We start from the raw sequence: 25,239 nt of genomic DNA on the forward strand, positions 1-25,239 counted from the left end.
GTTCTACATGACAGCACAGGAGCTCGACGTCGTCGTGGTCGGGAGCGGCGGAGCCGGCATGGTGGCTGCCCTGACGGCCGCTCACCGGGGCCTTGCCACAGTAGTCATCGAGAAGGCTGCGCACTTCGGCGGTTCGACAGCGCGGTCGGGTGGGGGCGTCTGGATTCCCAACAACGAGGTGCTCAAGCGTGACGGCGTCCGGGATGACCCCGAGGCGGCCCGGACCTACCTGCACGGCATCGTCGGCAACGTCGTCGACCCCGAACGCATCGACACCTACCTCGACCGCGGACCCGAGATGCTCTCGTTCGTGCTGAAGCACACCCCGCTGAAGATGTGCTGGGTTCCGCGCTACTCCGACTACTACCCGGAGGCGCCGGGCGGTCGCGCCGAAGGGCGTTCGATCGAGCCGAAGCCATTCGACGCGCGCAAGCTGGGCGCCGACATGCCCGGGCTCGAACCGGCATACGGCAAGGTGCCGCTCAACGTCGTTGTGATGCAACAGGACTACGTGCGGCTGAACCAGCTGAAGCGGCACCCGCGGGGCGTGGCCCGCAGCCTGAAGGTCGGCGCCCGCACCATGTGGGCGAAGGCGACCGGCAAGAATCTCGTCGGCATGGGCCGGGCGTTGATCGGCCCGCTGCGGATCGGGCTGCAGCAGGCCGGCGTCCCGGTGCTGCTCAACACCGCGCTGACCGACCTGTACGTCGAGGACGGCGTGGTGCGCGGCGTCTACGTGCGCGACAGCGGCGCGTCGGAGTCTTCCGAGCCGCGGCTGATCCGGGCCCGGCGCGGGGTGATCCTGGCCTCGGGCGGTTTCGAACACAACGAACAGATGCGGGTGAAGTATCAGCGCGCACCGATCACCACCGAGTGGACCGTCGGCGCCAAGGCCAACACCGGCGACGGCATCGTCGCCGCCGAAAAGCTCGGCGCCGCACTCGAACTGATGGAAGACGCCTGGTGGGGGCCGACCGTGCCGCTGGTAGGTGCGCCGTGGTTCGCGTTGTCGGAGCGCAATTCGCCGGGGTCGATCATCGTCAACATGTCGGGCAAGCGGTTCATGAACGAGTCGATGCCCTACGTCGAGGCCTGTCACCACATGTACGGCGGAGAATTCGGCCAGGGTCCCGGGCCGGGCGAGAACATTCCGGCGTGGCTGGTGTTCGACCAGCAATACCGCGACCGCTACATCTTCGCGGGATTGCAGCCGGGACAACGCATTCCCCGCAAGTGGCTCGAGTCCGGTGTCATCATCTCCGCCGACACGCTCGAAGAGCTGGCCCAGAAAGCCGGCCTGCCGGTTGCGGACTTCACCGCGACGGTGGCGCGGTTCAACGGCTTCGCCCGGTCGGGCGTCGACCAGGATTTCCACCGGGGCGAGAGCGCGTACGACCGCTACTACGGCGACCCGACCAACAAGCCGAACCCCAACCTGGGCGAGCTCGCGCACGCGCCGTACTACGCCGCCAAGATGGTGCCCGGCGACCTGGGCACCAAGGGCGGCGTCCGCACCGACGTCCACGGCCGTGCGCTGCGCGACGACGGCTCGATCATCGAAGGCCTTTACGCCGCAGGCAATGTCAGCGCCCCGGTGATGGGCCACACCTACCCCGGTCCGGGCGGCACCATCGGCCCGGCGATGACCTTCGGATACCTGGCCGCACTGCACATTGCGGGGGAACGCTGATGCCCATCGATGTAGACGTCGCACTGGCCGCCGAGCTTGACCCCATCGATTTCTCGTGGACGAGCAGCGATGTGCAGCTCTACCACCTGGCGTTGGGCGCCGGCAAGGATCCGATGGATCCACGCGAGCTGCGCTACCTGGTTGACGACACACCGCAGGTCTTGCCGACGTTCGCCAATGTGGCGGCGTCCTTCCACATGACCAAGCCGCCTGCCGTGCAATTCCCCGGCATCGATATCGAGCTGGGCAAGGTGCTGCACGCCAGCGAGCGGGTGGAGGTGCCCGGTCCGCTGCCGCCGTCGGGTTCGGCCCGCGCCGTCACCCGGTTCACCGACATCTGGGACAAGGGCAAGGCCGCGGTGATCTGGAGTGAGACGACCGTCAGCGCGCCCGACGGCACGCTGCTGTGGACGCAGCGGCGGTCGATCTTCGCTCGCGGTGAGGGCGGATTCGGCGGGGAGCGTGGGCCATCGACGTCGGACGCGGCGCCCGACCGGGCGCCCGATGTGGAGGTGGCGGTGCCAATCCTGCCGCAGCAGGCGCTGCTCTACCGGCTGTGCGGCGACCGTAACCCGCTGCACTCCGACCCGGAATTCGCTGCGGCCGCGGGGTTTTCGCAGCCCATCCTGCACGGCCTGTGCACCTACGGGATGACCTGCAAGGCCATCGTCGACACGCTGCTGGACGGCGACGCATCGGCCGTTGCCGCCTATGGCGCCCGCTTCGCGGGCGTGGCGTTCCCCGGCGAGACGCTGCGCGTGAACGTGTGGAAAGAGGATGGCCGTTTCGTGGCCAGCGTTGTCGCGCCGTCGCGCGACAACGCCGTCGTGCTGAGCGGCGTCGAGCTGGTCCCCGCGTAGCGGCTTTGCGCCGTGCGGACTACCGCTAAGCGGCGCAATGTGCTTTCGTCCTCTCATGGTCGCTGAAGGGCAGTCGCCCGAGCCGCGTGCGGCCGACGAGCGAACCGCACTGCGGAGCATTCCGATATTCGCCGAGATCGACGACGAACAACTCGACCTGCTCACGAAGACCGTAGGTCGCCAGCACGTCCCCGCCAACGAGTGGCTCTTTCACCTGGGGGACCCGTCGGACGCCATCTATGTAATCGCCTCGGGACGATTCGCGGCCATCGGCCTCGACGGACAGGTGCTTCGTGAGATGGCGTCCGGTGACTCGATCGGAGACCTGGGCGTGATCACCGGCGCCGCTCGCTCGGCCGGAGTACGAGCACTTCGCGACGGCGTCGTCTGGAGGATCGCCGCCGACACGTTCAGCGAGGTGCTCGCCAAGGCGCCGCAACTGCAATCGGCGATGTTCCGCGCGATGGCGGTAATGCTTCGCGAGTCACGAGCCGCCACCGTCTCCCGCGGTCGCCGGGTCGTCGGCGTGGTGTCGACCGGGGATGCGGTCGCCATGCCGATCATCGAGGCGATCGCCACCCGGCTGAGATCGCACGGTCGGGCCGCCGTCGTCGCGCCGCGCGTCGAAACGACGGCGGCGGCCAACCATTACGGCGAGCTCGTCGAAGCGTTCAGCGAGACCCTCGACCGCGTCGAGCGGAGCAACGATTGGGTCTTGCTGGTGGCCGATCGGGGCTCGGGCGACAACTGGCGACGCTATGTCACCGCGCAAAGCGACCGCGTCGTGGTCCTTGCCGATCAAACCCATCCGCCGGACACGCTCGAGCCACCCGTGACCCAAGGGCCGGTCCACCTGGTCACTTGCGGCGTCGTGCCGGACCCCAGCTGGTGGGATCTGCTGCATCCGGTCTCGCATCACCCCGCCGACGACGACGGCATCGGCGCGCTGGCCCGCAGAATCACGGGGCGATCCCTCGGTCTCGTGCTGGGGGGCGGGGGCGCGCGGGGCCTCGCGCATTACGGCGTCTACGAAGAGCTCACCCGGGCGGGCGTCGTCATCGACCGGTTCGGCGGAACCAGTTCCGGTGCCCTCGCCGCCGCCACCTTCGCGCTGGGCCTGGACGCGCGGGATTGCACCGCGGCGGCACGAAAGTACATTGCGGAGACCAGGCCGGTCAGCGACTACACCATCCCTGCGATAGCCCTCACGCGAGGTCGCCGTGTCGACCGTCTGATCGAGGGATTCTTCGGCAGCACCACCCTGATCGAGCACCTGCCAAGGGAGTTCTTCTCCGTCTCCACCGACATCATCACGGGCGATCAGATCATCCATCGCCGCGGGCTGCTGTGGGTCGCCGTGCGCGCATCGATCTCGATACCCGGGCTTCTGCCGCCGGTGCAACATCACGAGCGGCTCCTCGTCGACGGCGGACTGATGAACATCCTCCCGGCCGACGTGATGTGTGCCGACCCCGACGGCGAAGTGATATGCGTCGATCTGCGCACGACGTGGGTGCCGTCGAAGGGTTTTGGCCCGCTGCCGGCGAAGCTTCAGCCTCCCGCGTTCGTCCGGCGGTTGGTGACCGGCACGGACGTGGCCCTGCCTCCGCTGCAAGACACGTTGCTTCGCAGCGTCGAACTCGCGGCCCCCAAGTGGAACCTGCGCGAGCTCCCTCGGGTCACGGCGATCATCGAGCCGGACGTCTCGGCGATCGGTCCGTTGGACTTCAAAAACATCGACGCCGCCCTGCAAGCCGGGCGCAAAGCGGCCCGGGCGGCTCTCGAAGCGCAGCCGGCGCTCGTTCGCTGAGCGTCGGATACGATTACCCCTGCAGCTAACAGCCCAGCATCTTCAGATGGCAGACGCTTAGTGTGTGCACAGAGTGGTCAGGGCGGGCGGGACAGACAACGACGGGTCTCGCTCGCACACCCGGCCGTTCGAGTGCGGCGAGGTCGTTAGGCCATGCGCTCCGATTGGTTGAACAGGCCGCTTGCCAATCTGGTCATGCACTTGAACGGCGGCGAGAAGCTCGTGCCGATCTTCGATCAACTATTCGTCGGCCGTCAGTGCGCGGGCATCGACGAAGCGCGCCGGCTGGTTATCCCGGACCCGAACATCTCCCGTAACCACCTCGAGATCCGTCTGGACGTCGTCACCGACCGGGCCTACCTCATCGACACCAGCACCAACGGAACGTTGCTCAACGGCATGCCGCTGGAACGCGCCGTGCAGGTCCCCATCAAGCCCGACGACCAGATCTCGATCGGCGACGTCGTGCTGATCTTCCGGTCGGACCGGTTCAATGCCGCGGGGTTTACCAACACCAGCCCGACCCTGACCCGGATCGCCGAGGAGACCATGGTGATGGTCGTCGGCGATATCACCAACTACTCGACGATCTCGGAGGTCACCGACAACCGGGTGATCGCCCAGAGCCTGAACTATCTGTGGCACGACCTCAACCAGGTGCTGCGCGCCCATCGCGGCACGCTCAACCATTACGCCGGCGATGCGCTGTATGCCGTCTGGGAGCTGCGGACGATTCCACAGGCCAACGAGCTCGCGATCGACTTCGCGCTCGCCGCGAACCGCAGGGTCGAGGAGCTCGGGCCCACCCTCCCGCTACGCAGCCCGGACGGCTCGCCGATCCGCATGGGCTGGGGGGTGGTGCAGGGCCGGGCCGCGATCGCCGCGATGACGAGAACGGTCACGGCCGTGATCGGCGACGCGACCAACGTGGCGTTCCGGCTGGCCGGCATCGCCGGGCGCGCCGGGCGCCCGGCCGTGATGGTCAGCACCAGCGTTCACACCGCCGCCGAGACGCAATACGTTTGGGGCGACTCGGAGCAGGTGGAGATCAAGGGCCGGCGCGGGATGGAGACCGTCTTCCCGGTTGTCGCACGCAAGTAGCTCTCCCCTGCGCCGAGCGTGCGGCTGGCTGCACGTTCGGGCTCGACTGTGCGGCTAGCCGCACGTTCGCCGGGCCAATGCCGCGCGAACACGGTCGACGATCTCAGCGCGCCGGTCGCCCGACACCACTCGGACGACGAACCAGCCACAACGCTGTAGCCTTTCCAATCGCCTGACGTCCCAGCCGTATTGCCGGCGATCGCTGCGGTGCTGGTCGCCGTCGTATTCGACGGCGACCTTGACGTCCTCCCACCCCATATCGAGGTAAGCGAAGACATTGCCGACCTCGTCACGCACCGGAATCTGTGTCTGCGGTCTCTGCAGGCCCGCCTGGATCAGGACGACGCGCAACCAGGACTCCTTGGGCGACTGTGCACCCGGATCGAACAGGCTTACCGCTAGGCGTGCTCGCGCGATGCCTCTGCGTCCGACGTATCTCCGGGCCAGCAGCTCGACGTCAGCCGCTTTGATTTCCGTTGCCCTGGCGAGGGCGTCGATCCCCGCCACGGCGGTCATGGTCGGGTACCAACAGCCGAAGTCCAGTGCCGTCCTGACCGGCGAGGTGACCCGCATACCGGCCACCAGCTCGATCTCGTCCTCCTCGAAACGGTCCCCGTGTGCCTGGATCCCCGGTGGACTGCGCCGATTGTCGTGAAGCAACTCCACGACATGCGAATCATCGACCCATCTGCTGCCGTGCAGAGCGGACGCGGCGAACCCTGCGACAACACCTCGGCGCCCGCTCCACAGCCACCCGGCTTTGGCACGTAGTTCGGCAGTGATGCCGACGTCACGCTCCACGTAGACGTCCGGGAACAATGGACGAAAGCGAGTAGCCAGCTGCGACTTAGACATCACCCCCGCCGAGATGGCCTCGCTGCCAATGATCGGCTCCATCATGGCCCCGCAGCTTCGCACAGGGCGCCGTTGCCGTCACGTCGGCTATCCACAGTTCGCCGAACGTGCGGCTGGCCGCACACTCGTACGCGAACGTGCGGCCAGCCGCACGCTCGGCAGACAGGGAAGGGGGTTTGGTTAGCCCAGGATCAAACCCGACGTGGGGACGCCGGTTCCCGCGGTGACGAGCACATGCTCGACGTCGGGGACCGGGTTGACCGAGGTCCCACGCAATTGCCGCACACCCTCCGCGATGCCGTTCATTCCGTGGATGTAGGCCTCGCCGAGCTGGCCGCCGTGCGTGTTGATGGGCAGCCGGCCACCGACCTCGATCGCGCCGTCGGCGATGAAGTCCTTGGCCTCACCCTTACCGCAGAATCCCAACTCCTCCAACTGAATCAGCGTGAAGGGGGTGAAGTGGTCGTACAGGATGGCGGTCTGGATATCCGACGGCGAAAGGCCGGACTGCTGCCACAGTTGCTGCCCCACCACGCCCATCTCGGGCAGGCCGAGCTCGGGCCGGTAGTAGCTGACCATCGTGTACTGGTCGGGGCTCGAACCCTGTGACGCGGCCTCGATGACGGCCGGTCGCTGCTTGAGGTCCCGGGCGCGCTCGGGCGAGGTCACGACGATCGCCACCGCGCCGTCGGTCTCCTGGCAGCAGTCCAGCAGCCGCAGCGGCTCGGCGATCCACCGCGAATTCTGGTGGTCTTCAATGGTTATCGGCTTCTCGTAGAAGTACGCCTTCGGGTTTTTGGCGGCGTGCTTGCGGTCAGCCACCGAGATGACTCCGAAGTCGCGACTCGTCGCACCGGACAGGTGCATGTAGCGCTGAGCGATCATCGCGACCTGCGCGGCCGGTGTGGAAAGGCCATGCGGGTAGGAGAACGAATTGTCGGCGGCCGTCGAATCCGCCTGCGCGCGAGCGTCTCCCGCCAACCGGGTCTGCACCTGACCGAACCGCATGCCTGACCGCTCGTTGAACGCCCGGTACGCGACCACGACATCGGCCACCCCGGTGGCGACGGCCATCGCGGCTTGTTGGACGGTCGCGCACGCGGCGCCGCCGCCGTAGCCGATCTGCGAGAAGAACTTCAGCTCACCGATCCCGACCGCTCGGGCCACCGCCGTCTCGTTGTTGGTGTCCATCGTGAAGGTGGTCAGCCCGTCGACGTCCGACGGCGAAAGGCCCGCATCGTTCAACGCGTCCAGCACCGCCTCGGCTGCCAACCGTAATTCACTTCGGCCGGAGTCCTTCGAGAAGTCGGTGGCGCCGATGCCGACGATCGCAGCCTTACCCGACAACATCAAGAGTCTCCCATCGTCAGCGTCACGGTCGCGATGACGTGATCGCCAAGGCTGTTGCGGCCGAACACCTTCACGGTGATCAGACCGGCCTGTACGGCGGTCACCTCACCGGAGAAGGTCACGGTGTCGTACGCGTACCACGGCACCCCGAGCCGCAGACCGATGGACTTGATCAGCGCCGACGGGCCGGCCCAGTCGGTGACGTAGCGCTGCACCAGACCGGTGTCGGTGAGGATGTTGACGAAGATATCCTTCGACCCTTTGGCCTGCGCCAAGTCACGGTCATGGTGGACGTCTTGGAAGTCGCGGGTGGCGATGGCGGTCGAGATGATGAAGGTGGGGTCGCCGTAGAGCTTGAGCTCGGGCAGCGTCGTACCCACTTCCACGGTCGGGGCGCTCATGCGTCAGGCTCCCAGGCGTAGAGGGTCCACTCAGGGCCGGTGTCACTGGCGGGGAAGTCGATATACGTTGCGCGCACGGGCATTCCGATCCTCACCTCGGCTGGGTCCGCCCCGCGCAGCTCGCCCAGCATCCGCACGCCCTCCTCGAGCTCGACCAGGGCGATGACGAAGGGCAGCGTGCGGCCCGGCACCTTTGGCGCATGGTGCACGACGAAGCTGAACACCTCACCGCGGCCACTGGCCACCACGTAATCGATGGGCGCGGCCTTGTCCTGCCACACCGCGGGCACCGGCGGGTGCTGCAGGCTGCCGTCGGGCCGCCGCTGGATCCGCAGCTCGTGCGCCTTGACGCCCTCCCAGAAGAAGGCGGTGTCCCGCGACGACGCGGGGCGCATCATGGCGTCGGGATCCAGGTCCTCGGGCACCGCAGGCCCGGATGCGGCCTCCCGCGGCTTGAATTTCAGGATGCGCCAGTTCATCTCGGCGACGTCCTCGTCCCCGACCCGCCAGATGATGTGCTGGTTGATGAAGTAACCCTCACCCAAGCCGGTCTGCTTGGGCCCGATCACGTCACCCATCTCCGAGGTGATGCTGACCTGCTCGCCGGGCCTCAGGTAGCGGTGATAGGTCTGTTCGCAGTTGGTGGCGACGACGCCGATGTAGCCGGCGTTGTCGAACAGCTCCATGATGGGGCCCATGGGGTCGTCCTTCGGACGCTCCCCACTCAGGCCGAACATGGTCCAGACCTGAATCATGGCCGGCGGGGCCACGATTCCCGGATGGCCGGCGGCCCGCGCCGCGGCCTCGTCGACGTAGATCGGGTTTCGGTCGCCGATGGCCTCCACCCAGTTGTTGACCATCGGCTGGTTCACCGGGTCGCGGCCGGCGCGCGGCTTGGGACCGCCGGCCGCCTTGATCTCAGCGACGGCTTCGTGGATGTCGGTCATCGGGGCACCCTCGGCACTTTGAGACCCGCCGCCGCGATCATTTCCCGCATGACTTCGTTGACGCCTCCACCGAAGGTGATGACCAGGTTGCGCTTGGTTTGCGAGTCCAGCCAACGCAGCAGCTCGGCGGTGTCCGAGTCGGCCGGGTTGCCGTATTTGCCGACGATTTCCTCTGCGAGCCGGCCGATGTACTGAATGCGCTCGGTGCCAAAGACTTTCGTGGCCGCGGCATCGGCCATGTTGATGTCTTCACCGGCCGCTGCCACCTGCCAGTTGAGCAGCTCGTTGATCCGCCACATCGCGTGGATCTCGCCGAGCGCCCGCTTGACGTCCTGGTGGTCGATCGGGGTGACGCCGTCGCTGCCCGGCTTGGATGCCCAGGCGTGCAAGCGGTCGTAGATGCCGGCCGTGCGGCCAGCGGGGCCCAGCATTACCCGCTCGTTGTTGAGCTGGGTGGTGATCAGCCGCCAGCCGCCGTTCTCCTCGCCGACCAGCATGTCGGCGGGCACCCGCACGTCGTTGTAGTAGGTGGCGTTGGTGTGGTGCGCGCCGTCGGACAGGATGATCGGCGTCCACGAGTAGCCGGGATCCTTGGTGTCGACGATCAGGATCGAGATGCCCTTGTGCTTCACGGCTTCGGGATCGGTGCGGCAGGCCAGCCAGATGTAGTCCGCGTCGTGCGCGCCGGTGGTAAAGATCTTCTGCCCGTTGACGATGTACTCGTCACCGTGACGGACGGCGCTCGTCCGCAGGGAGGCCAGGTCGGTCCCCGCTTCGGGCTCCGTGTAGCCGATCGCGAAGTGCACCTCGCCGGCCAGGATCGCCGGCAGGAACTTCTTCTTCTGCGCCTCGCTGCCGAACTGCTGCAGCGTCGGACCGACGGTCTGCAGCGTGACCGCGGGTAGCGGAACGTCGGCCCGATGCGCCTCGTTGACGAAGATCGACTGCTCGATGGGACCAAAGCCCAAGCCGCCGAACTCCTTTGGCCACCCGACCCCGAGCTTGCCGTCGCGGCCCATCCGCCGGATCACCGCGCGGTAGGCCTCGTTGTGCCGGTCCTGCTCCATCGCCTTCATCTCGTCCGACGAGATCAGGTTCGAAAAGTACTCCCGCAGTTCCGCTTGCAGCTGGCGCTGCTCCGGAGTCAGGTCTATGAACATTGCGCTCCCACCAAGTCGAGCCGATGAGAAGAACCGCCCAGCAGTCGGGACAGATCTTTGATCGTGGAGTAGTACCGGTGCATCGGGTAGGTGATGTCCATCCCCATGCCGCCGTGCAGGTGATGGCAGAGCTGCATCACCGGCGGCGCCTGCGAGGTGACCCAGTAGCCGAGGACATCCAAGTCATCGTCGGCATCCCGTCCCTCGGATAACCGCCAGGTGACCGACTTCGCCGCCAAATCGATGGTGCGCGAGGCGATGTACACCTCGGCGAGCTGCGCGGCCACGGTCTGAAACGTCGACAGCGGCTTGCCGAACTGCTTGCGGTTGGCCACGTAATCCGCGGTCAGGCGCAGCGCGCCGGCGACCAGCCCGTCGGCGTAGGCGCCGACCATCGCCAGCGCCAGCTGATTGACCCGATGCGCCGTCGCGCCCGCAAGCACGTCGGAGTCACCGACCGCCACGTCGGCGAACGTCACCGTGTACTCGTCCGAGCCGTTCGACGTCGGCGTCGCAACCACGGCCACGCCGTCGGCCTTCGGCGACACCACCACCACCGCGCTGTCGGCGGTCACGACGATCCAGTCGGCCGATCCGGCATACGGCACAGCCACTTTGGTCCCCGACAGCCGGCCATTGACGAAGGTGGTCGACGGCCGGTCCGGCAGCGCGGCACCGGGCTCGTTGAGTGCCGCGGTCAAGATGCCGCCCTTGATCGAGCCAGCCAGGAACCGGTCCTGCTGTTCGTCGGACGCCAGGTCAAGCAGCGGCACCACGCCGAAACCGAGGCTGGCCAGCGCCGGCGTGATGGCGCCGCGGCGGCCGATCTCGGTGAGCACCGTGGCGACCTCGGGCAGGCCCACACCGTCGCCGCCGAGGCGTTCGGGCACCGGCAGCGCCGTCACGCCGCCGCTGACCATCGCGTCCCAGCCGAGGTCCCGATCCAGAACGGACGTCACCACATCCGCGACGGCTTGTTGCGTCGCAGTGAGATTGAAGTCCATCAGGACGTCACCGCGGTCTTGCCGGTGTAGTCCACCTGCCAATGCTTGATTCCGTTGAGCCAGCCCGACCGCAGCCGCTCGGGCTCACCGATCGGCTTGAGATCCGGCATGTGATCGGCGACCGCGTTGAAGATCAGGTTGATGGTCATGCGGGCCAGGTTCGCGCCGATGCAGTAGTGGGCGCCCGTACCGCCGAAGCCGACATGGGGGTTCGGGTCGCGCAGGATGTTGAAGGTGTGCGGGTCCTCGAAGACCTCTTCGTCGAAGTTGGCCGACCGGTAGGACATCACCACCCGCTGGCCCTTCTTGATCAGCACGCCGGACAACTCGGTGTCCTCGTTGGCGGTCCGCTGGAACGCCGAGACCGGGGTGGCCCACCGGATGATCTCGTCGGCGGCGGTCGACGGCCGCTCCTTCTTGAACAGCTCCCATTGCTCGGGGTTGTTCGCCATCGCGATCATGCCGTGGGTGATCGAGTTGCGGGTGGTCTCGTTGCCCGCCACCGCGAGCATCACCACGAAGAAACCGAACTCGTCGTCGGAGAGCTTCTCGCCGTCGATGTCGGCCTGGACGAGCGTGGTGACGATGTCGTCGGTGGGGTTCTTGCTCCGCTCCGCGGCCATCGCCATCGCGTAGGTGATCAGTTCCATCGACGACTGCGCAGGATCGACGTGGGCGTACTCGGGGTCGGTGCCACCGGTCATCTCGTTGGACCAGCGGAAGAGCTTGTCGCGGTCCTCCTGCGGAACGCCGAGCAGGCCGGCGATGGCTTGCAGCGGCAGTTCGCACGAGACCTGCTCGACGAAGTCGCCGCTACCCTCGGTCGCCGCGGTCTTGGCGATGTTCTGGGCGCGCTGGGCCAGTTCGGCCTCCAGCCGTCCGATGGCCCGCGGCGTGAACCCGCGGGAGATGATCTTGCGTAGCCGAGTGTGATGCGGAGCGTCCATGTTGAGCATGACGCTGCGCTGCAGTTCGACCTGCTCGCGCTTCATCTCCGGCGGCCAGGTCGGGATGGCGCCGTTCATCCAGCTCGAGAAGATGTCGCTGCGCTTGGACACCTCCTTGACGTCGGCGTGCTTGGTGACGAGCCAATAACCGTGGTCCTCGAACCCGCCCGCACCGTTGGGGATGTCGACCCAGTGGATCGGCTCCGCCTTGCGCAGCTCGGCGAGTTCCGCGACGGGCAACCCCGCGAGGTTGACGTCCGGGTCGAGAAAGTCGAAGTCGGCGGGAATGCTTGGGGGTGCCATGTAGGGTGCGCTCCTTGATTGCACGAACAATTGCAACGTGTTCTAGTTCCAGTAAAACACGGCTCCTACGCAGATAAAAGGCAGGTCATCATCGTCGCTTGTCAGACTAATGAAACGTGTTCTAGCCTGACGGAATGGGTAACCCGGTAATCGTCGAAGCCACCCGCAGCCCGATCGGCAAGCGCAATGGATGGCTGTCAGGGCTGCACGCCACCGAGCTGCTCGGTGCGGTGCAGCGGGCACTGGTGGAGAAGGCCGGGATCGACGCCGGCGATGTCGAACAGGTCATCGGCGGCTGTGTGACGCAGTACGGCGAACAGTCCAACAACATCACGCGGGTCAGCTGGCTGGTGGCCGGGTTGCCGGAGCATGTCGGCGCCGTGACCGTGGACTGCCAGTGCGGCAGCAGTCAGCAGGCCAACGGTCTGGTGGCCGGGTTGATCGCGGCGGGCGCCATCGACGTCGGGATCGCCTGCGGAATCGAGGCCATGAGCCGCGTCGGGCTCGGCGCCAACGCGGGCCCCGACCGCAGCATCCTGCGTCCCGCGTCGTGGGACATCGATCTGCCCGACCAGTTCACCGCGGCCGAGCGGATCGCCAAGCGGCGGGGCATCACCCGCGACGACATCGACCAGTTCGGCTATCAGTCGCAGGCCAAGGCCAAGCGGGCCTGGGAGGAAGGACGCTTCGACCGCGAGATCTCCCCGATCGAGGCGCCGGCGCTGGACGAGAACAAGCAACCGACGTCCGAGCGGGTCACCATCTCCCGCGACCAGGGCCTGCGCGAAACCAGCCTTTCGGGGCTGAGCTCCCTGAAGCCGGTCCTCGAGGGCGGGATCCACACGGCGGGAACGTCGTCGCAGATCTCCGATGGGGCCGCGGCAGTGCTCTGGATGGATGAGGACAAGGCCAAGGCGCTCGGGCTTAGGCCGCGGGCCCGCATCGTCAGCCAGGCGCTGGTCGGCGCCGAGCCGTACTACCACCTCGACGGCCCCGTGCAGTCCACCGCCAAGGTGCTGGAGAAGGCTGGCATGAAGATGGGCGACATCGACATCACCGAGATCAACGAGGCCTTCGCGTCGGTGGTGCTGTCCTGGGCGCGAGTGCACAACCCGGACATGGACAAGGTGAACGTCAACGGTGGGGCGATCGCGTTGGGCCACCCCGTCGGCAGCACCGGCAGCCGCCTGATCACCACGGCGCTGCACGAACTGGAGCGCACCGACCAGAGCACCGCGTTGATCACCATGTGCGCCGGTGGTGCCCTGTCCACCGGCACCATCATCGAACGCATCTAGCCCCTCGGTGCTCGTCCCCGAAGAGAGCCGCATCGCCGCGGCGCAGTCCTACATCGACGCGCTCGTCAGCCATGACGGCGACTCCGTTCCGTTCGCCGCCCGGTGCACCCGCGTCGAGCAAGGGATCAAGAACGGGTTCTCCGGAAACCACCTGCGCCGCAGCATGAATCGCGGTCCGCAGTACCGATTTTTGGTGGACACGACGCCGCCGGATTACCGGGTCGACGGGGATCTGGTGCATGCGGCCTACACCGTGCTGACCAAGGCGGCTTTCGGCGCCCGTCGGCTGGCCGCACGAGTCAACGAGACGTTCGTGATTCCGGGCGAAAGCTCAAGCGGCAAGGCCGAAATTCACCACATCAAGGTTCGCTTCCAACCGTTCATCCAGCAGCGCCGGTAACGACGCAGCCCGCAAAGCGGGGTGCGGAGGCGCCGGCTAGATCCAGCACAGGGGAAAAACATGCCCAAACCGAAGCCACGCTCTTTGAATGCGCCCTGGGTCGGCTTCATCATCAAGTGGATGGCCAAGGGCAACTCGTGGATCTACCGACGCAGCAACGGAAGATTCGGCGGCACCTTCGGCAACGCCCCCGTCGCGCTGCTCACCACTACGGGCCGCAAGACCGGTGAACCGCGGGTGAGCCCGCTGCTCTACCTACGCGAAGGGAACCGGGTGGTATTGGTCGCATCGAAGGGCGGCAGCGACAAGCACCCGCTGTGGTACCTCAACCTCAAAGCCAACCCCAAAGTCTCCGTACAGATCAAGGACGAGGTGCTGAACTTGCAGGCCCGTGACGCCACCGAGGCCGAGCGTGCGGAGTACTGGCCAAAGCTGGACGCCATGTACCCGTCGTTCGGCGACTACCGATCGTGGACGGATCGGGTCATTCCGATCGTCATCTGCGATCCATAACGTCCTCCCCGCGCCGCCGCTCGAATACTTCGCGCGCGGGCACGTTTCGGTGTACCGCCGAACCAACGCCAGGATCGGGCCCCGCTGCGCTTCCCCGCCGAGCTGCTGACGACCACGGGCCGCAAGTCGGACCAGTCCGCGGAGCACCGCGACGCTGTACCTGCGCGACGGCGAAAGGGTGGTCCTGCCGGCTTCTCTCGGCGGGCGCGACGAAGACCCGTCGTTTTCCACCCGGGCACAGCCACTCGCTCCGATTCACAATGCCGATCAATGGTGGTGGCCCGTCAGTCAAGCCTTGACTGAGCATATCGACGTATGTGACGATTTCGTCAGAAAGCGTGCGCCTAGGGCAGCGCGCTGTGAGGAGAACGATGCGTCGCACACCGGCCGGTGTCCCGGTATACAAGCCGGACATCTACTCCACCGACGCAATCGTCGATCCTTATCCGCATTACCGGCGCTTGCGCGCCCTCGGCCCGGTCGTCTGGCTGGCCAAGCAGAAGGCGTACGCGCTCCCTCGGTACGCAGAGAGCAAGGCGGTGTTGCGTGACGACAAGACGTTCCTTTCGGGCAGGGGCGTCTCCCTGAATCCGCTCGCCAATCGCTTATCGCGAGGCACGACCCTCAACAGCGACGGCGACGAGCACGACCGGCGACGCAAGCTGGTCGCGCACCGGCTGTTGCCCCGCGTGCTGCGTGCCATCAGCGACAACGTGGACGCTACCGCCGCGGCGGTCGTCGATGCCGCGCTCGCCGAGGGTGCGGTCGATGGCGTGACCAGCCTGGCAGCCGCCCTGCCACTGGCCGTGGTGCCTGACCTCATCGGTTGGCCGCGGGATCATCGTGATCACCTCATCGAGTGGGGCGGAGCCACTTTCGATGTCCTCGGTCCGCTGAACTGGCAAGCGATTAAATCGACGCCCCGAGCATTGCGAATGCTGGGGTTCGCGCGCCGCGTGGTTCGCCGGCGCGCCGTTCTCGACGGCAGCATGGCAGACGAGCTTCTGATCGCCGCCGACGAAGGCAAGCTGTCGCACCGCGAGTGTCCACCGCTAATGGTCGACTATCTCGCGCCGTCGATCGACACCACCATGAGCGCCATCTCCAATGCGTTGCATCTGTTCGCCAGCCATCCCGAGCAATGGCGGCTCCTGAAAGAGGACCCGGCCCTCATGACGAACGCCGTCAATGAGGTGGTCCGGTACGAATCACCGCTGCGTGCATTCGCGCGCTGGGTGGGCCGGCATACTGAAATTTCCTGCGCGGCACTGCCGTCCGGTGCTCGCGTCCTCGTGATGTACGCCTCGGCCAACCGAGACGAACGCGAGTGGGAGGAACCCGAGGTCTTCGATATCCGCCGCGACGCCAGCCGTCAAATCGGCTTCGGGCAGGGTGCGCATGCCTGCGCCGGCCAAGGTCTGGCGCGCTTGGAAACGGCAGCCATGCTGCGGGCGCTGATTGAGCGCGTCGACCGCATCGAGGTCACCGGCACACCGAAATGGGCGATTAACAACATCATCCGCCGTCACGAAGCCCTGCCGCTCAAGCTGGTTCCCGCATAGAGTGCGGCCCAACAGAATTCGGTTGTCACGCCGGGTGCTGTATTTCTGAATCAGGCACCGTAGACCGGGACCGGCGGGCGCGCCTTGGCCAGCAGGTCGGCGACCACGGGTCCCAGTTCCGCGGGGTCCCACCTTGCGCCCTTGTCGATCTGCGGCCCGTGGGCCCAGCCCTCCGCGACCCGGATCTTGCCGCCCTCGACCTCGAACACCTTCCCGGTGACGTCGCTGGATTCGGCGCTGCCCAGCCACACCACCAGCGGCGAGACGTTCTCGGGCGCCATGGCGTCGAAATCCTGGTCCTGCGTTGCCATCATCTCGGCGAAGACCGTCTCGGTCATGCGGGTGCGGGCCGACGGCGCGATGGCGTTGACGGTGACGCCGTAGCGGCCCATTTCCGCGGCGCCGACGAGCGTCATCGCCGCGATGCCGGCCTTGGCCGCGCTGTAGTTGCCCTGCCCGACGCTGCCCTGTAGCCCGGCAGCCGAACTGGTGTTGATGATTCGCGCGTCGACGGCTGTGCCCTCCTTGGACAGCCCCCGCCAGTACGACGCGGCGTGCCGCATCGTGGCGAAGTGGCCCTTGAGGTGCACGGCGATGACGGCGTCGAACTCCTCCTCGCTGGTGTTGGCCATCATCCTGTCGCGGACGATGCCGGCGTTGTTGACCAGAACGTCCAGCCCACCGAAATGGTCGACGGCGGTCTGGATCAGGGCGGCCGCCTCGTCCCAGTCGGCGACGTTGGATCCGTTAGCAACGGCTTTTCCACCGGCGGCGGTGATTTCGTCGACCACGCCCTGGGCGGCGCTGCCGCCACCGGCCGGCGAACCGTCCAGGCCCACGCCGATGTCGTTGACCACCACGCGCGCGCCTTCGGCCGCGAAGGCCAGCGCATGCGCGCGACCGATGCCGCCGCCCGCTCCGGTGACGATGACGACGCGGCCGTCAACCACTCCCATAGTCGTTGTCTCCTCTACTTGACCGAGCTGGCGGTCGTTGTGGACAGATAGTGCGGCGGCTCGCCGCCGCCGTGCACCTCTAGCGAGGCGCCGCTGATGTAGGACGCCGCGTCCGAGGCCAAAAACGCTGCGGCCCAGCCGACGTCGTCGGGCTTGGCAAGTCGGCCCAGTGGCACGTTTTTCGAGATGGCGGCGATGGACTCGGCGTCGCCGTAGAACAGCTCGGATTGCTCGGTCTCCACCATGCCGACGACGCAGGCGTTCACCCGGACCTTCGGCCCCCATTCCACCGCGAGCGTCTGCGTGAGGCTTTCCAGGCCGGCCTTCGCCGCCCCGTACGCGCCGGTGCCGGGCGATGGCCGTCGACCGGACAGACTGCAGATGTTGATGATCGACCCACCGCGGTCCTGCTGCTGCATCTTGTCGTTCGCGTGTTGCGAAACTGACAGCGCGCCAATGAGATTGAGTTCGATGATCTTGCGATTGAACTTGGCGCTGGACTCCGCGGTCAGCACGTACGGCGAACCGCCGGCATTGTTGACCACGACGTCGAGCCGGCCGTGGCTGTCGACGATGCCGTCGATGAGCGCCTTGACCGCGTCGTCCTCGCGGACGTCGCAGGAATGGAATTCATAGGGCAGGCCCTCGACGGGCCGCCGTGCGCAGGTGATGACGGTCGCGCCCTGCCCGGCGAACACCGAGCTGATACCGGCGCCCACTCCGCGGACGCCGCCGGTGACCAGAACCACCCGCCCGGCCAGCCCCAAGTGCACGACGTCGGGTGCTTCGGCGCGAGTCACTGTGCTAGCGTACCAAGCAAGTGCTTGCTTAGGTAGTTACCCCACAAGGAAGTGGCACCGTGCCCATCACATCCACCACCACCGAACCGGGCATCGTCGCGGTTACCGTCGACTTCCCCCCGGTCAACGCCATCCCGTCACGCGGCTGGTTCGAACTGGCCGACGTCATCACGGCCGCCGGCCATGACCCCGAGACCCACGTGGTCATCCTGCGGGCGGAGGGCCGCGGCTTCAACGCCGGGGTCGACATCAAGGAGATGCAGCGCACCGAAGGATTCACCGCGCTGATCGACGCCAACCGCGGTTGCTTCGCCGCCTTCCGCGCGGTCTATGAGTGCGCGGTGCCCGTCGTCGCCGCCGTGAACGGCTTCTGCGTCGGCGGCGGAATCGGCCTGGTCGGCAACTCCGACGTCATCGTGGCCTCCGAGGACGCCACCTTCGGGCTGCCCGAGGTGGAGCGCGGAGCACTCGGCGCGGCCACCCACCTGTCCCGGCTGGTTCCGCAGCACATGATGCGGCGGCTGTTCTTCACCGCCGCCACCGTGGACGCGGCCACCCTGCACCACTTCGGGTCGGTGCACGAGGTGGTGCCGCGCGATCAGCTGGATGAAGCCGCGTTGAAGGTGGCCCGCGACATCGCCGCCAAGGACACCCGGGTCATCCGCGCGGCCAAGGAGGCGCTCAACCTGATCGACGTGCAGCGGGTCAACTCGAGCTACCGCATGGAACAAGGTTTTACGTTCGAGCTCAACCTGGCCGGAGTCGCCGATGAGCACCGCGACGCGTTCGCCGGTACGGCGAAGGGCAAGGACAAGTGACCGACAAGAGAACGACTTTGGACGACGCCGTCGCGCAGCTGCGCAGCGGCATGACGATCGGCATCGGCGGCTGGGGCTCGCGGCGCAAGCCGATGGCGTTCGTGCGCGCGATGCTGCGCTCCGACGTCACGGATCTCACGGTGGTCACCTACGGCGGACCCGACCTGGGGTTGCTGTGCTCGGCCGGCAAGGTCAAGCGCGTCTACTACGGCTTCGTCTCCCTGGACTCCCCGCCGTTCTACGACCCCTGGTTCGCCAAGGCCCGCACCAGCGGCGCCATCGAGGCCCGGGAAATGGATGAGGGCATGCTGCGCTGCGGCCTGCAAGCCGCCTCGCAGCGCCTCCCGTTCCTGCCCATCCGCGCCGGGCTCGGCAGCTCGGTCCCCGACTTTTGGGAGGGCGAGTTGCGGACGGTGACCAGCCCGTACCCCGCCCCGGAGGGCGGGCACGAGACGCTGATCGCCATGCCGGCGCTGCGCCTGGACGCCGCCTTCGTGCACCTCAATCTCGGTGACAGCCGGGGCAATGCGGCCTACACCGGCATCGATCCGTACTTCGACGACCTGTTCCTGATGGCCGCCGACAAGCGCTTCCTGTCGGTGGAGCGCGTCGTGTCCACCGAGGAGCTGGTGAAATCCGTTCCCCCGCAGGCGCTGCTGGTGAACCGGATGATGGTCGACTCCGTGGTGGAAGCTCCCGGCGGCGCCCACTTCACCACCGCCGCACCGGATTACGGTCGCGATGAGAGATTCCAGCGGCATTACGCCGAGGCCGCCTCAACCGAAGAGGGGTGGCAGACCTTCGTCCAGACCTACCTATCGGGCAGCGAGGACGATTACCAGGCGGCGGTTCGCGCATTCGCAGAGGAGGCGGCCAAGTGAGCACCACCCGCGCCGAAGTGTGCGCAGTCGCGTGCGCCGAACTCTTCAGGGACGCAGGCGAAATCATGGTCAGCCCGATGACGAACATGGCATCGGTCGGCGCGCGGCTGGCCCGATTGACCTTCTCACCGGACATCGTGCTGACCGACGGCGAGGCGCAACTGCTGGCGGACACCCCGGCCCTGGGCAAGACCGGACCCGTCGAGGGCTGGATGCCGTTCGGCCGGGTGTTCGAGACGCTGGCCTGGGGCCGGCGGCATGTGGTAATGGGCGCCAATCAGGTTGACCGCTTCGGCAATCAGAACATCTCGGCGTTCGGTCCGCTGCAACACCCGACCCGCCAGATGTTCGGGCTGCGGGGCGCGCCCGGCAACGCGATCAACCACGCGACCAGTTATTGGGTGGGCAACCATTCGAAGCGGGTGTTCTGCGAGGCGGTCGACGTGGTCTGCGGCATCGGCTGGGACAAGGTGGACCCGGGCAACCCGGCGTTCCGCTTCGCCAACACGCACCGGGTCGTGTCCAACCTCGGAGTGTTCGACTTCGGCGGCCCGGACCACACCATGCGCGCGGTCTCCCTGCATCCCGGCGTATCCCCCGACGACGTCCGCGAGGCCACATCGTTCGAGGTGCATGGCGTGGACGAGGCCGGCGAGACCCGGCTGCCGACGGACGAGGAGCTCCGCCTGATTCGCGAGGTCATCGATCCGAAGTCGCTGCGCGACAAGGAGATACGTTGATGAAGCTGCGCACGCCGCTGACCGAGCTGGTCGGCGTCGAGCACCCGGTGGTGCAGACCGGGATGGGGTGGGTGGCCGGCGCGCGCCTGGTGGCCGCCACGGCCAACGCGGGCGGGCTGGGCATCCTGGCGTCGGCCACCATGACGCTGGACGAATTGGCGACGGCCATCGGCAAGGTCAAGGCGGCCACCGACAAGCCGTTCGGCGTGAACATCCGCGCCGACGCCGCGGACGCCGGCGACCGCGTCGACCTGATGATCCGCGAGGGCGTGAAGGTGGCGTCCTTCGCCCTGGCGCCCAAACAGGAGCTGATCGCCCGGCTGAAAGAGGCGGGCGCGGTGGTGATTCCGTCGATCGGCGCCGCCAAGCACGCCAAAAAGGTGGCGGCCTGGGGGGCCGACGCGATGATCGTGCAGGGCGGCGAGGGCGGCGGACACACCGGACCCGTGGCCACGACGCTGCTGCTGCCGTCGGTTCTGGATGCCGTGCAGGGCACCGGGATTCCGGTGATCGCGGCGGGGGGCTTCTTCGACGGACGCGGGCTCGCGGCCGCGCTGAGCTACGGGGCCGCCGGCGTGGCGATGGGCACGCGTTTTCTGCTGACCTCCGACTCGACCGTGCCCGATTCGGTCAAGCGGCGCTATCTGGAGGCCGCGCTCGACGGCACCGTGGTCACCACGCGCGTCGACGGCATGCCGCACCGGGTGCTGCGCACCGGCCTGGTCGAGAGGCTCGAAAGCGGTTCCCCGGTCAGGGGTCTCACCGCGGCCGTGCGCAATGCGGCGAAGTTCAAGCACATGTCGCAGATGACCTGGCGGTCGATGATCCGCGACGGCCTGGCGATGCGCCACGGCAAGGAGCTGACCTGGTCCCAGGTGGTGATGGCCGCCAACACCCCGATGCTGCTGAAGGCCGGCCTGGTCGAGGGCAACACCGACGCCGGGGTGCTCGCCTCCGGCCAGGTGGCCGGCATCCTCGAGGACCTGCCGTCGTGCGCCGAGCTGATCGACTCGGTCGTGCGCGATGCGATCGCGCACCTGAAGGCCGCGTCCGCGCTCGTCGAATCCGACGACTAAGGACCCTGGCCGCGGCCCACGGCGCCGCGTCACCCTGGATGAATGATGACGCTGGCGCCCGGGACCTGGCCCGCTCCGCTTTTGAACGCGGTTCGCACCTCGAACCGATACCTGCTCAACCCCCTCATGCTGCGGCTGGCCGGCCGCAAGAACTGGTATGCGGCGGCGATCGAGCACACCGGGCGGCGGTCGGGCAAGGCGTACACCGCACCGGTCGTCGCCGAGCGCATCGACGACGGCTTCGTCATACCGTTGCCCTACGGCACAAAAGTTGACTGGTTGCAGAACATCCTGGCCGCCGGGCGAGCGAACATTTCGGTCCACGGCGAAACTTTCGACGTGGTGCGGCCGGATATCGTCGACGCCGAGTCGGTCGTTCCGCTGCTGTCGGCCCCGCGCCGCCGCACCTTCCAACGCGCCGGAATCGAAAAGTTCCTGCGAGTGAAGCTATCGGCTACATTATCAGATAATTAAGCTATTATCTTTACATGGCTAGAGTGAAGGCTTTACCTTCACTGTGCGCGACGCTGATCGGTGACGTGGTGGGCTCAAGGCGGGCCAGCGACCGCGCCGCCCTGCATCGGCGCGTTGCCGCTGCGTTGCGCCAGGTCGACTCGGACGCGCTGGAGCCGCCGGCCTTCACCGTCGGCGACGAATTCCAAGGCAGCTATCCGACCGTCGGGGCCGCGATCGACGCCGCCCTCACGCTCCGGCTTGCCGTCGGCCCCGAAATCGATGTCCGGTTCGGCATCGGCTGGGGACAGGTCACCATCCTCGACCCCGAGACGCGAATCCAGGACGGCCCCGGCTGGTGGGCCGCGCGCGAGGCGATCCAGCAGACCGCCCGGGCACAGCGCCAGCCCGGCCTCGCCCTGATCCGCACGACGTTTGCGGCGGCCGAGGGCACCCGTACCGACGTCGCCGCCGTCAACGCTGCCCTGATTTGTCGGGACCATCTGCTTGGATCGCTGGATGAAAGATCGTTGCGGATTCTGGAGGGCTTGATGACTGGCCGGACCAAAAAGGAGCTTGCTGCGGGCGAAGGCATCAGCCCGTCGGCGGTGTCCCAGCGGGCGGCCCGCGACGGCCTGGACCTGATTGTTCTTGCCAGCCAGTACCTTCGGAGCCTGCCGTGAGCGCCGTGGCGGTCCTGCTGATAGCGCTCGGCGTCGCCGACCTGTGCCGGCACGCGGTGCGCGCGGCGTGGCCCGCGCTGGCGATCGGCCCCCTCGTCGTGGTGGTGTGCGCGGCGCTGGCGAGGCTGTGGCGTGCCGGGGACATCGCCCTCCTCGTGATCGCGGCCGCGGCGTCGGTCGCCTGGGAGTGGTTGTGTCGGCGCAGCGAGCTGCGGGGCGGGCGGCAGGCCGCGCCCCTGGCCGTGTTCGTGGCCGCGCTGACGCTATTGATCGTGTCGTCCGGGTGGTCTTCGGCTGTCCATGGCCTCGTCGGCCGGTGGTCGGGCTGGGTGCAGCTGCCTCTCAGCCACATCACCCCGACGCGGCTGCTGATGGTCGTCGGCGTGGTACTGGTGCAGTTCGCCACCGCGAATCAGCTTGTGCGCCTGATACTTCGGGCGGTGGGAGCCGTGCGTCCGCTGGGCGAGCCACAGCCATCCGACCGGCTCAAAGGCGGACGGCTGCTGGGTCCCATGGAGCGCCTGCTGATCCTGAGCCTGGGCGTCGGCGGACAGGTGGCCGCGGCCAGCGCCGTCATCGCCGCCAAGGGCATCATCCGGTTTCCGGAGTTGAGCGCCCAGAAGAACAGCAACGGCGACGTCGGCATCGACGAGGTCACCGAGTATTTCCTGGTGGGCAGCTTCACCAGCTGGCTGCTGGCCCTCGGCGGTATCGCGCTGGTGCTCGCGACGCCGTAGCCGCCGCGCCGAGACTGAAACTATGCACACCCGAATCGGCGTGTCGTGTGCGTAGTTTCAGTGTCGCGACAGGCGGCGCGAAGAGTAGAAGAGCTACAGCCGCTCGATGATGGTGACGTTCGCGGTGCCCCCGCCCTCACACATCGTCTGCAGGCCATAGCGGCCGCCGACGCGCTCGAGTTCATTGAGCATGGTGGCGAACAGCTTGGCGCCGGTGGCCCCCAGCGGGTGACCGAGCGCGATCGCACCACCGTTGGGGTTGACCTTTTCCGGGTCGGCCTTGATCTCCTTGAGCCAAGCCAAAACCACCGGCGCGAACGCCTCGTTGATCTCGACGGTGTCGATGTCGTCGATGGAGAGCCCGGTCTTCTCCAGCGCGTAGCGGGTGGCCGGGATGGGCCCGGTCAACATGAACACCGGGTCCGCGGCGCGGGCACTGATGTGGTGGATGCGGGCCCGCGGCGTCAGGTTGTGGTCCTTGACGGCCTGCTCGGAGGCCAGCAGCACCGCGCTGGCGCCGTCGGAGATCTGGCTGGCCATCGCCGCCGTCAATCGGCCGCCCTCGACGAGCGTCTTGAGGCCGGCCATCTTCTCCAGCGACGACTCGCGGGGGCCCTCATCAACCCGGAACGGCCCGGATTCCGTTTCGACGGTGATGATTTCGTTGTCGAAGTGACCGGCGTGGATCGCGGCGAACGCGCGCTCGTGGCTGGTCAGCGCGTACCGCTCCATCTCCTCACGCGACAGGTTCCACTTCTCGGCGATCAGCTCCGAGCCGCGGAACTGGGAGATCTCCTGGTCGCCGTACCGGTGCAGCCACTGCTTGGACTCGTTGGTGGGCGAGGTGAACCCGAACTGCTCGCCGACCGTCATGGCCGACGAGATCGGGATCTGGCTCATGTTCTGCACGCCGCCAGCCACGATGAGGTCAGCGGTGCCGGCCATGATCGCCTGTGCGCCAAAGGAAATCGCCTGCTGGCTAGAACCGCACTGCCGGTCCACGGTGACACCGGGAACCTCCTCGGGATAGCCCGCCGCCAGCCACGAGAGCCGGGCGATGTTGCCCGCCTGCGCGCCGATCGCGTCGACGCAGCCGGCGATCACGTCCTCGACGGCGGCGGGGTCGACGTCGACCCGGTCGAGCAGTCCGCGCCATCCCAGCGCGCCGAGGTCCACGGGGTGTATGCCGGACAGCGCCCCGCCCCGCTTGCCAATCGCGGTGCGCACAGCGTCGATGACGTACGCCTCAGCCATTTCAGACTCCTTCTTTGGTAATCCCACCAAGAACGATGGCGAGATATTGCTGGCCCACCTGCTGAGCCGTCAGCGGTCCACCGGGCTGATACCAGCGCACCGACACCCAGGTGGTGTCACGGATAAAACGGTAGACGAGGTCGACGTTGAGGTCGGGCTGGAAATAGCCCTCGTCGATGCCCTGGTTGATCACCTCGACCCACATCTTGCGCTGCTGTCGGTTCATGTCCTCGATGTAGGAGAACCGGGGCTGTGACAACAACCGTTGGGCCTCGTCCTGATAGATGACGACCTGCGCGTGCCGATGTTCGATCGCCTCGAACGAGGCCATGAACAGCCCCTTGAGCCGCTCGAGCGGATTGGCCTCGCTGTCCACGATCTCGCGGTACCGGGCGAACAACCAGTCCAGGAAGCTGCGCAGCAGCTCGTCGACCATCTCCTCTTTGGAGGAGAAGTGGTGATAGAGGCTGCCCGACAGGATGCCGGCGCTGTCGGCGATGTCGCGCACGGTGGTGGCGCGCAGGCCCCGCTCGGCGAACATCGTCGCGGCGAGGTCCAACAACTCGTCGCGGCGACTGTTCGCCTGACCGGCCACTCGATCCACTCGGCCAGGATATCAACCAAGCGCTTGCTTGGCCAG

Annotated in this window: 26 protein-coding genes; 15 read left to right on the plus strand and 11 right to left on the minus strand. The window is 67.1% G+C overall.

From position 1 onward, the window contains the following. Positions 1–7: 7 nt before the first annotated feature. The 4 genes from kstD (at position 8) to BRW65_RS03260 (ending at position 5,461) form a co-directional block, all read left to right on the plus strand. A complete protein-coding gene (gene kstD, locus BRW65_RS03245) occupies positions 8–1,690 on the plus strand; it encodes a 3-oxosteroid 1-dehydrogenase (protein WP_073871719.1) in 1,683 nt (560 codons plus the stop codon). Then, positions 1,690–2,550, plus strand: a complete 861-nt coding sequence (locus BRW65_RS03250) for a MaoC/PaaZ C-terminal domain-containing protein (protein ID WP_073871256.1) — start codon at positions 1,690–1,692, stop codon at positions 2,548–2,550. Before kstD ends, BRW65_RS03250 begins: the two co-directional genes overlap by 1 nt. Before the next feature lie 55 nt (positions 2,551–2,605). After that, positions 2,606–4,360: a patatin-like phospholipase family protein gene (locus tag BRW65_RS03255; protein WP_073871258.1), complete on the plus strand. Its 1,755-nt coding sequence runs from the start codon at positions 2,606–2,608 to the stop codon at positions 4,358–4,360. 195 nt (positions 4,361–4,555) lie between these two features. After that, positions 4,556–5,461, plus strand: coding sequence for an adenylate/guanylate cyclase domain-containing protein (locus tag BRW65_RS03260; RefSeq protein WP_244167973.1), 906 nt, complete (start codon positions 4,556–4,558; stop codon positions 5,459–5,461). Between the two features lie 54 nt (positions 5,462–5,515). Here BRW65_RS03260 and BRW65_RS03265 read toward each other — a convergent pair whose 3' ends face one another. The 7 genes from BRW65_RS03265 to BRW65_RS03295 all read right to left on the minus strand — a co-directional run bounded on the left by BRW65_RS03265 (position 5,516) and on the right by BRW65_RS03295 (position 12,428). Further along, positions 5,516–6,361 carry an endonuclease domain-containing protein gene (locus BRW65_RS03265; RefSeq protein ID WP_073871261.1) on the minus strand — a complete coding sequence of 282 codons (846 nt, stop codon included), beginning with the start codon at positions 6,359–6,361 and terminating at the stop codon, positions 5,516–5,518. 135 nt (positions 6,362–6,496) lie between these two features. After that, complete coding sequence (locus tag BRW65_RS03270; protein ID WP_073871263.1) at positions 6,497–7,666, minus strand: lipid-transfer protein; 1,170 nt, start codon at positions 7,664–7,666, stop codon at positions 6,497–6,499. Beyond that, positions 7,666–8,067, minus strand: coding sequence for a MaoC family dehydratase (locus BRW65_RS03275; protein ID WP_073871265.1), 402 nt, complete (start codon positions 8,065–8,067; stop codon positions 7,666–7,668). The genes BRW65_RS03270 and BRW65_RS03275 overlap by 1 nt, the downstream gene beginning before the upstream one ends. Beyond that, a complete protein-coding gene (locus tag BRW65_RS03280) occupies positions 8,064–9,014 on the minus strand; it encodes a bifunctional MaoC family dehydratase N-terminal/OB-fold nucleic acid binding domain-containing protein (protein ID WP_073871267.1) in 951 nt (316 codons plus the stop codon). The genes BRW65_RS03275 and BRW65_RS03280 overlap by 4 nt, the downstream gene beginning before the upstream one ends. Further along, positions 9,011–10,174 carry an acyl-CoA dehydrogenase FadE29 gene (gene fadE29, locus BRW65_RS03285; protein ID WP_073871269.1) on the minus strand — a complete coding sequence of 388 codons (1,164 nt, stop codon included), beginning with the start codon at positions 10,172–10,174 and terminating at the stop codon, positions 9,011–9,013. Before fadE29 ends, BRW65_RS03280 begins: the two co-directional genes overlap by 4 nt. Further along, a complete protein-coding gene (locus tag BRW65_RS03290; protein ID WP_073871271.1) occupies positions 10,165–11,178 on the minus strand; it encodes an acyl-CoA dehydrogenase family protein in 1,014 nt (337 codons plus the stop codon). Before BRW65_RS03290 ends, fadE29 begins: the two co-directional genes overlap by 10 nt. Next, positions 11,178–12,428 carry a cytochrome P450 gene (locus BRW65_RS03295; RefSeq protein WP_073871275.1) on the minus strand — a complete coding sequence of 417 codons (1,251 nt, stop codon included), beginning with the start codon at positions 12,426–12,428 and terminating at the stop codon, positions 11,178–11,180. Before BRW65_RS03295 ends, BRW65_RS03290 begins: the two co-directional genes overlap by 1 nt. Before the next feature lie 134 nt (positions 12,429–12,562). On the opposite strand from BRW65_RS03295, the gene BRW65_RS03300 reads away from it, so the two are divergent. The 4 genes from BRW65_RS03300 to BRW65_RS03320 all read left to right on the plus strand — a co-directional run bounded on the left by BRW65_RS03300 (position 12,563) and on the right by BRW65_RS03320 (position 16,201). After that, entirely contained in the window at positions 12,563–13,726 is a 1,164-nt protein-coding gene (locus tag BRW65_RS03300) for a steroid 3-ketoacyl-CoA thiolase (RefSeq protein ID WP_073871278.1), read from the plus strand. 7 nt (positions 13,727–13,733) lie between these two features. Continuing rightward, a complete protein-coding gene (locus tag BRW65_RS03305; protein WP_073871280.1) occupies positions 13,734–14,126 on the plus strand; it encodes a hypothetical protein in 393 nt (130 codons plus the stop codon). A 60-nt stretch (positions 14,127–14,186) separates the two neighbouring features. Further along, positions 14,187–14,639, plus strand: a complete 453-nt coding sequence (locus BRW65_RS03310; protein WP_073871282.1) for a nitroreductase family deazaflavin-dependent oxidoreductase — start codon at positions 14,187–14,189, stop codon at positions 14,637–14,639. Positions 14,640–15,010: 371 nt separating this feature from the next. Continuing rightward, the gene (locus BRW65_RS03320; protein WP_073871284.1) at positions 15,011–16,201 is read left to right on the plus strand and encodes a cytochrome P450; all 1,191 of its coding nucleotides are present in this window, start codon (positions 15,011–15,013) and stop codon (positions 16,199–16,201) included. 50 nt (positions 16,202–16,251) lie between these two features. Here the strand turns inward: BRW65_RS03320 and BRW65_RS03325 are convergent, their stop codons facing one another. Both BRW65_RS03325 and BRW65_RS03330 read right to left on the minus strand, forming a co-directional pair. After that, on the minus strand, positions 16,252–17,157 hold the full coding sequence (locus tag BRW65_RS03325; protein ID WP_073871286.1) for an SDR family oxidoreductase: 906 nt from the start codon (positions 17,155–17,157) through the stop codon (positions 16,252–16,254). A 14-nt stretch (positions 17,158–17,171) separates the two neighbouring features. Further along, positions 17,172–17,930, minus strand: coding sequence for an SDR family oxidoreductase (locus BRW65_RS03330; protein WP_073871721.1), 759 nt, complete (start codon positions 17,928–17,930; stop codon positions 17,172–17,174). Between the two features lie 86 nt (positions 17,931–18,016). Here BRW65_RS03330 and echA20 point away from each other — a divergent pair, with 86 nt between their 5' ends. The 7 genes from echA20 to BRW65_RS03365 are packed head-to-tail and all read left to right on the plus strand — an operon-like array spanning position 18,017 to position 23,345. Next, positions 18,017–18,775 (plus strand): (7aS)-7a-methyl-1,5-dioxo-2,3,5,6,7,7a-hexahydro-1H-indene-carboxyl-CoA hydrolase, encoded by a 759-nt coding sequence (gene echA20 / locus BRW65_RS03335; protein ID WP_073871288.1) that lies wholly within the window; start codon positions 18,017–18,019, stop codon positions 18,773–18,775. Beyond that, entirely contained in the window at positions 18,772–19,656 is an 885-nt protein-coding gene (gene ipdA, locus BRW65_RS03340; protein WP_073871290.1) for a cholesterol ring-cleaving hydrolase subunit IpdA, read from the plus strand. Before echA20 ends, ipdA begins: the two co-directional genes overlap by 4 nt. Continuing rightward, complete coding sequence (gene ipdB / locus BRW65_RS03345; protein ID WP_073871292.1) at positions 19,653–20,396, plus strand: cholesterol ring-cleaving hydrolase subunit IpdB; 744 nt, start codon at positions 19,653–19,655, stop codon at positions 20,394–20,396. Before ipdA ends, ipdB begins: the two co-directional genes overlap by 4 nt. Then, on the plus strand, positions 20,396–21,472 hold the full coding sequence (gene ipdC, locus BRW65_RS03350; protein WP_073871294.1) for a (3aS,4S,5R,7aS)-5-hydroxy-7a-methyl-1-oxo-octahydro-1H-indene-4-carboxyl-CoA dehydrogenase: 1,077 nt from the start codon (positions 20,396–20,398) through the stop codon (positions 21,470–21,472). Before ipdB ends, ipdC begins: the two co-directional genes overlap by 1 nt. 42 nt (positions 21,473–21,514) lie before the next feature. Beyond that, complete coding sequence (locus BRW65_RS03355; protein ID WP_084187690.1) at positions 21,515–21,946, plus strand: nitroreductase family deazaflavin-dependent oxidoreductase; 432 nt, start codon at positions 21,515–21,517, stop codon at positions 21,944–21,946. Positions 21,947–21,960: 14 nt separating this feature from the next. Beyond that, a complete protein-coding gene (locus tag BRW65_RS03360; RefSeq protein ID WP_073871296.1) occupies positions 21,961–22,608 on the plus strand; it encodes a SatD family protein in 648 nt (215 codons plus the stop codon). Further along, positions 22,605–23,345 carry a hypothetical protein gene (locus BRW65_RS03365; RefSeq protein WP_073871298.1) on the plus strand — a complete coding sequence of 247 codons (741 nt, stop codon included), beginning with the start codon at positions 22,605–22,607 and terminating at the stop codon, positions 23,343–23,345. Before BRW65_RS03360 ends, BRW65_RS03365 begins: the two co-directional genes overlap by 4 nt. A 93-nt stretch (positions 23,346–23,438) precedes the next feature. Here the strand turns inward: BRW65_RS03365 and fadA6 are convergent, their stop codons facing one another. After that, positions 23,439–24,599, minus strand: a complete 1,161-nt coding sequence (gene fadA6 / locus BRW65_RS03370) for a steroid 3-ketoacyl-CoA thiolase FadA6 (RefSeq protein WP_073871300.1) — start codon at positions 24,597–24,599, stop codon at positions 23,439–23,441. A 1-nt stretch (position 24,600) separates the two neighbouring features. Beyond that, complete coding sequence (gene kstR2 / locus BRW65_RS03375; protein WP_139272836.1) at positions 24,601–25,203, minus strand: TetR family transcriptional regulator KstR2; 603 nt, start codon at positions 25,201–25,203, stop codon at positions 24,601–24,603. Between the last annotated feature and the right edge of the window lie 36 nt (positions 25,204–25,239).

The sequence above is a fragment of the Mycobacterium paraffinicum genome, from assembly GCF_001907675.1.
Taxonomy (GTDB): domain Bacteria; phylum Actinomycetota; class Actinomycetes; order Mycobacteriales; family Mycobacteriaceae; genus Mycobacterium; species Mycobacterium paraffinicum_A.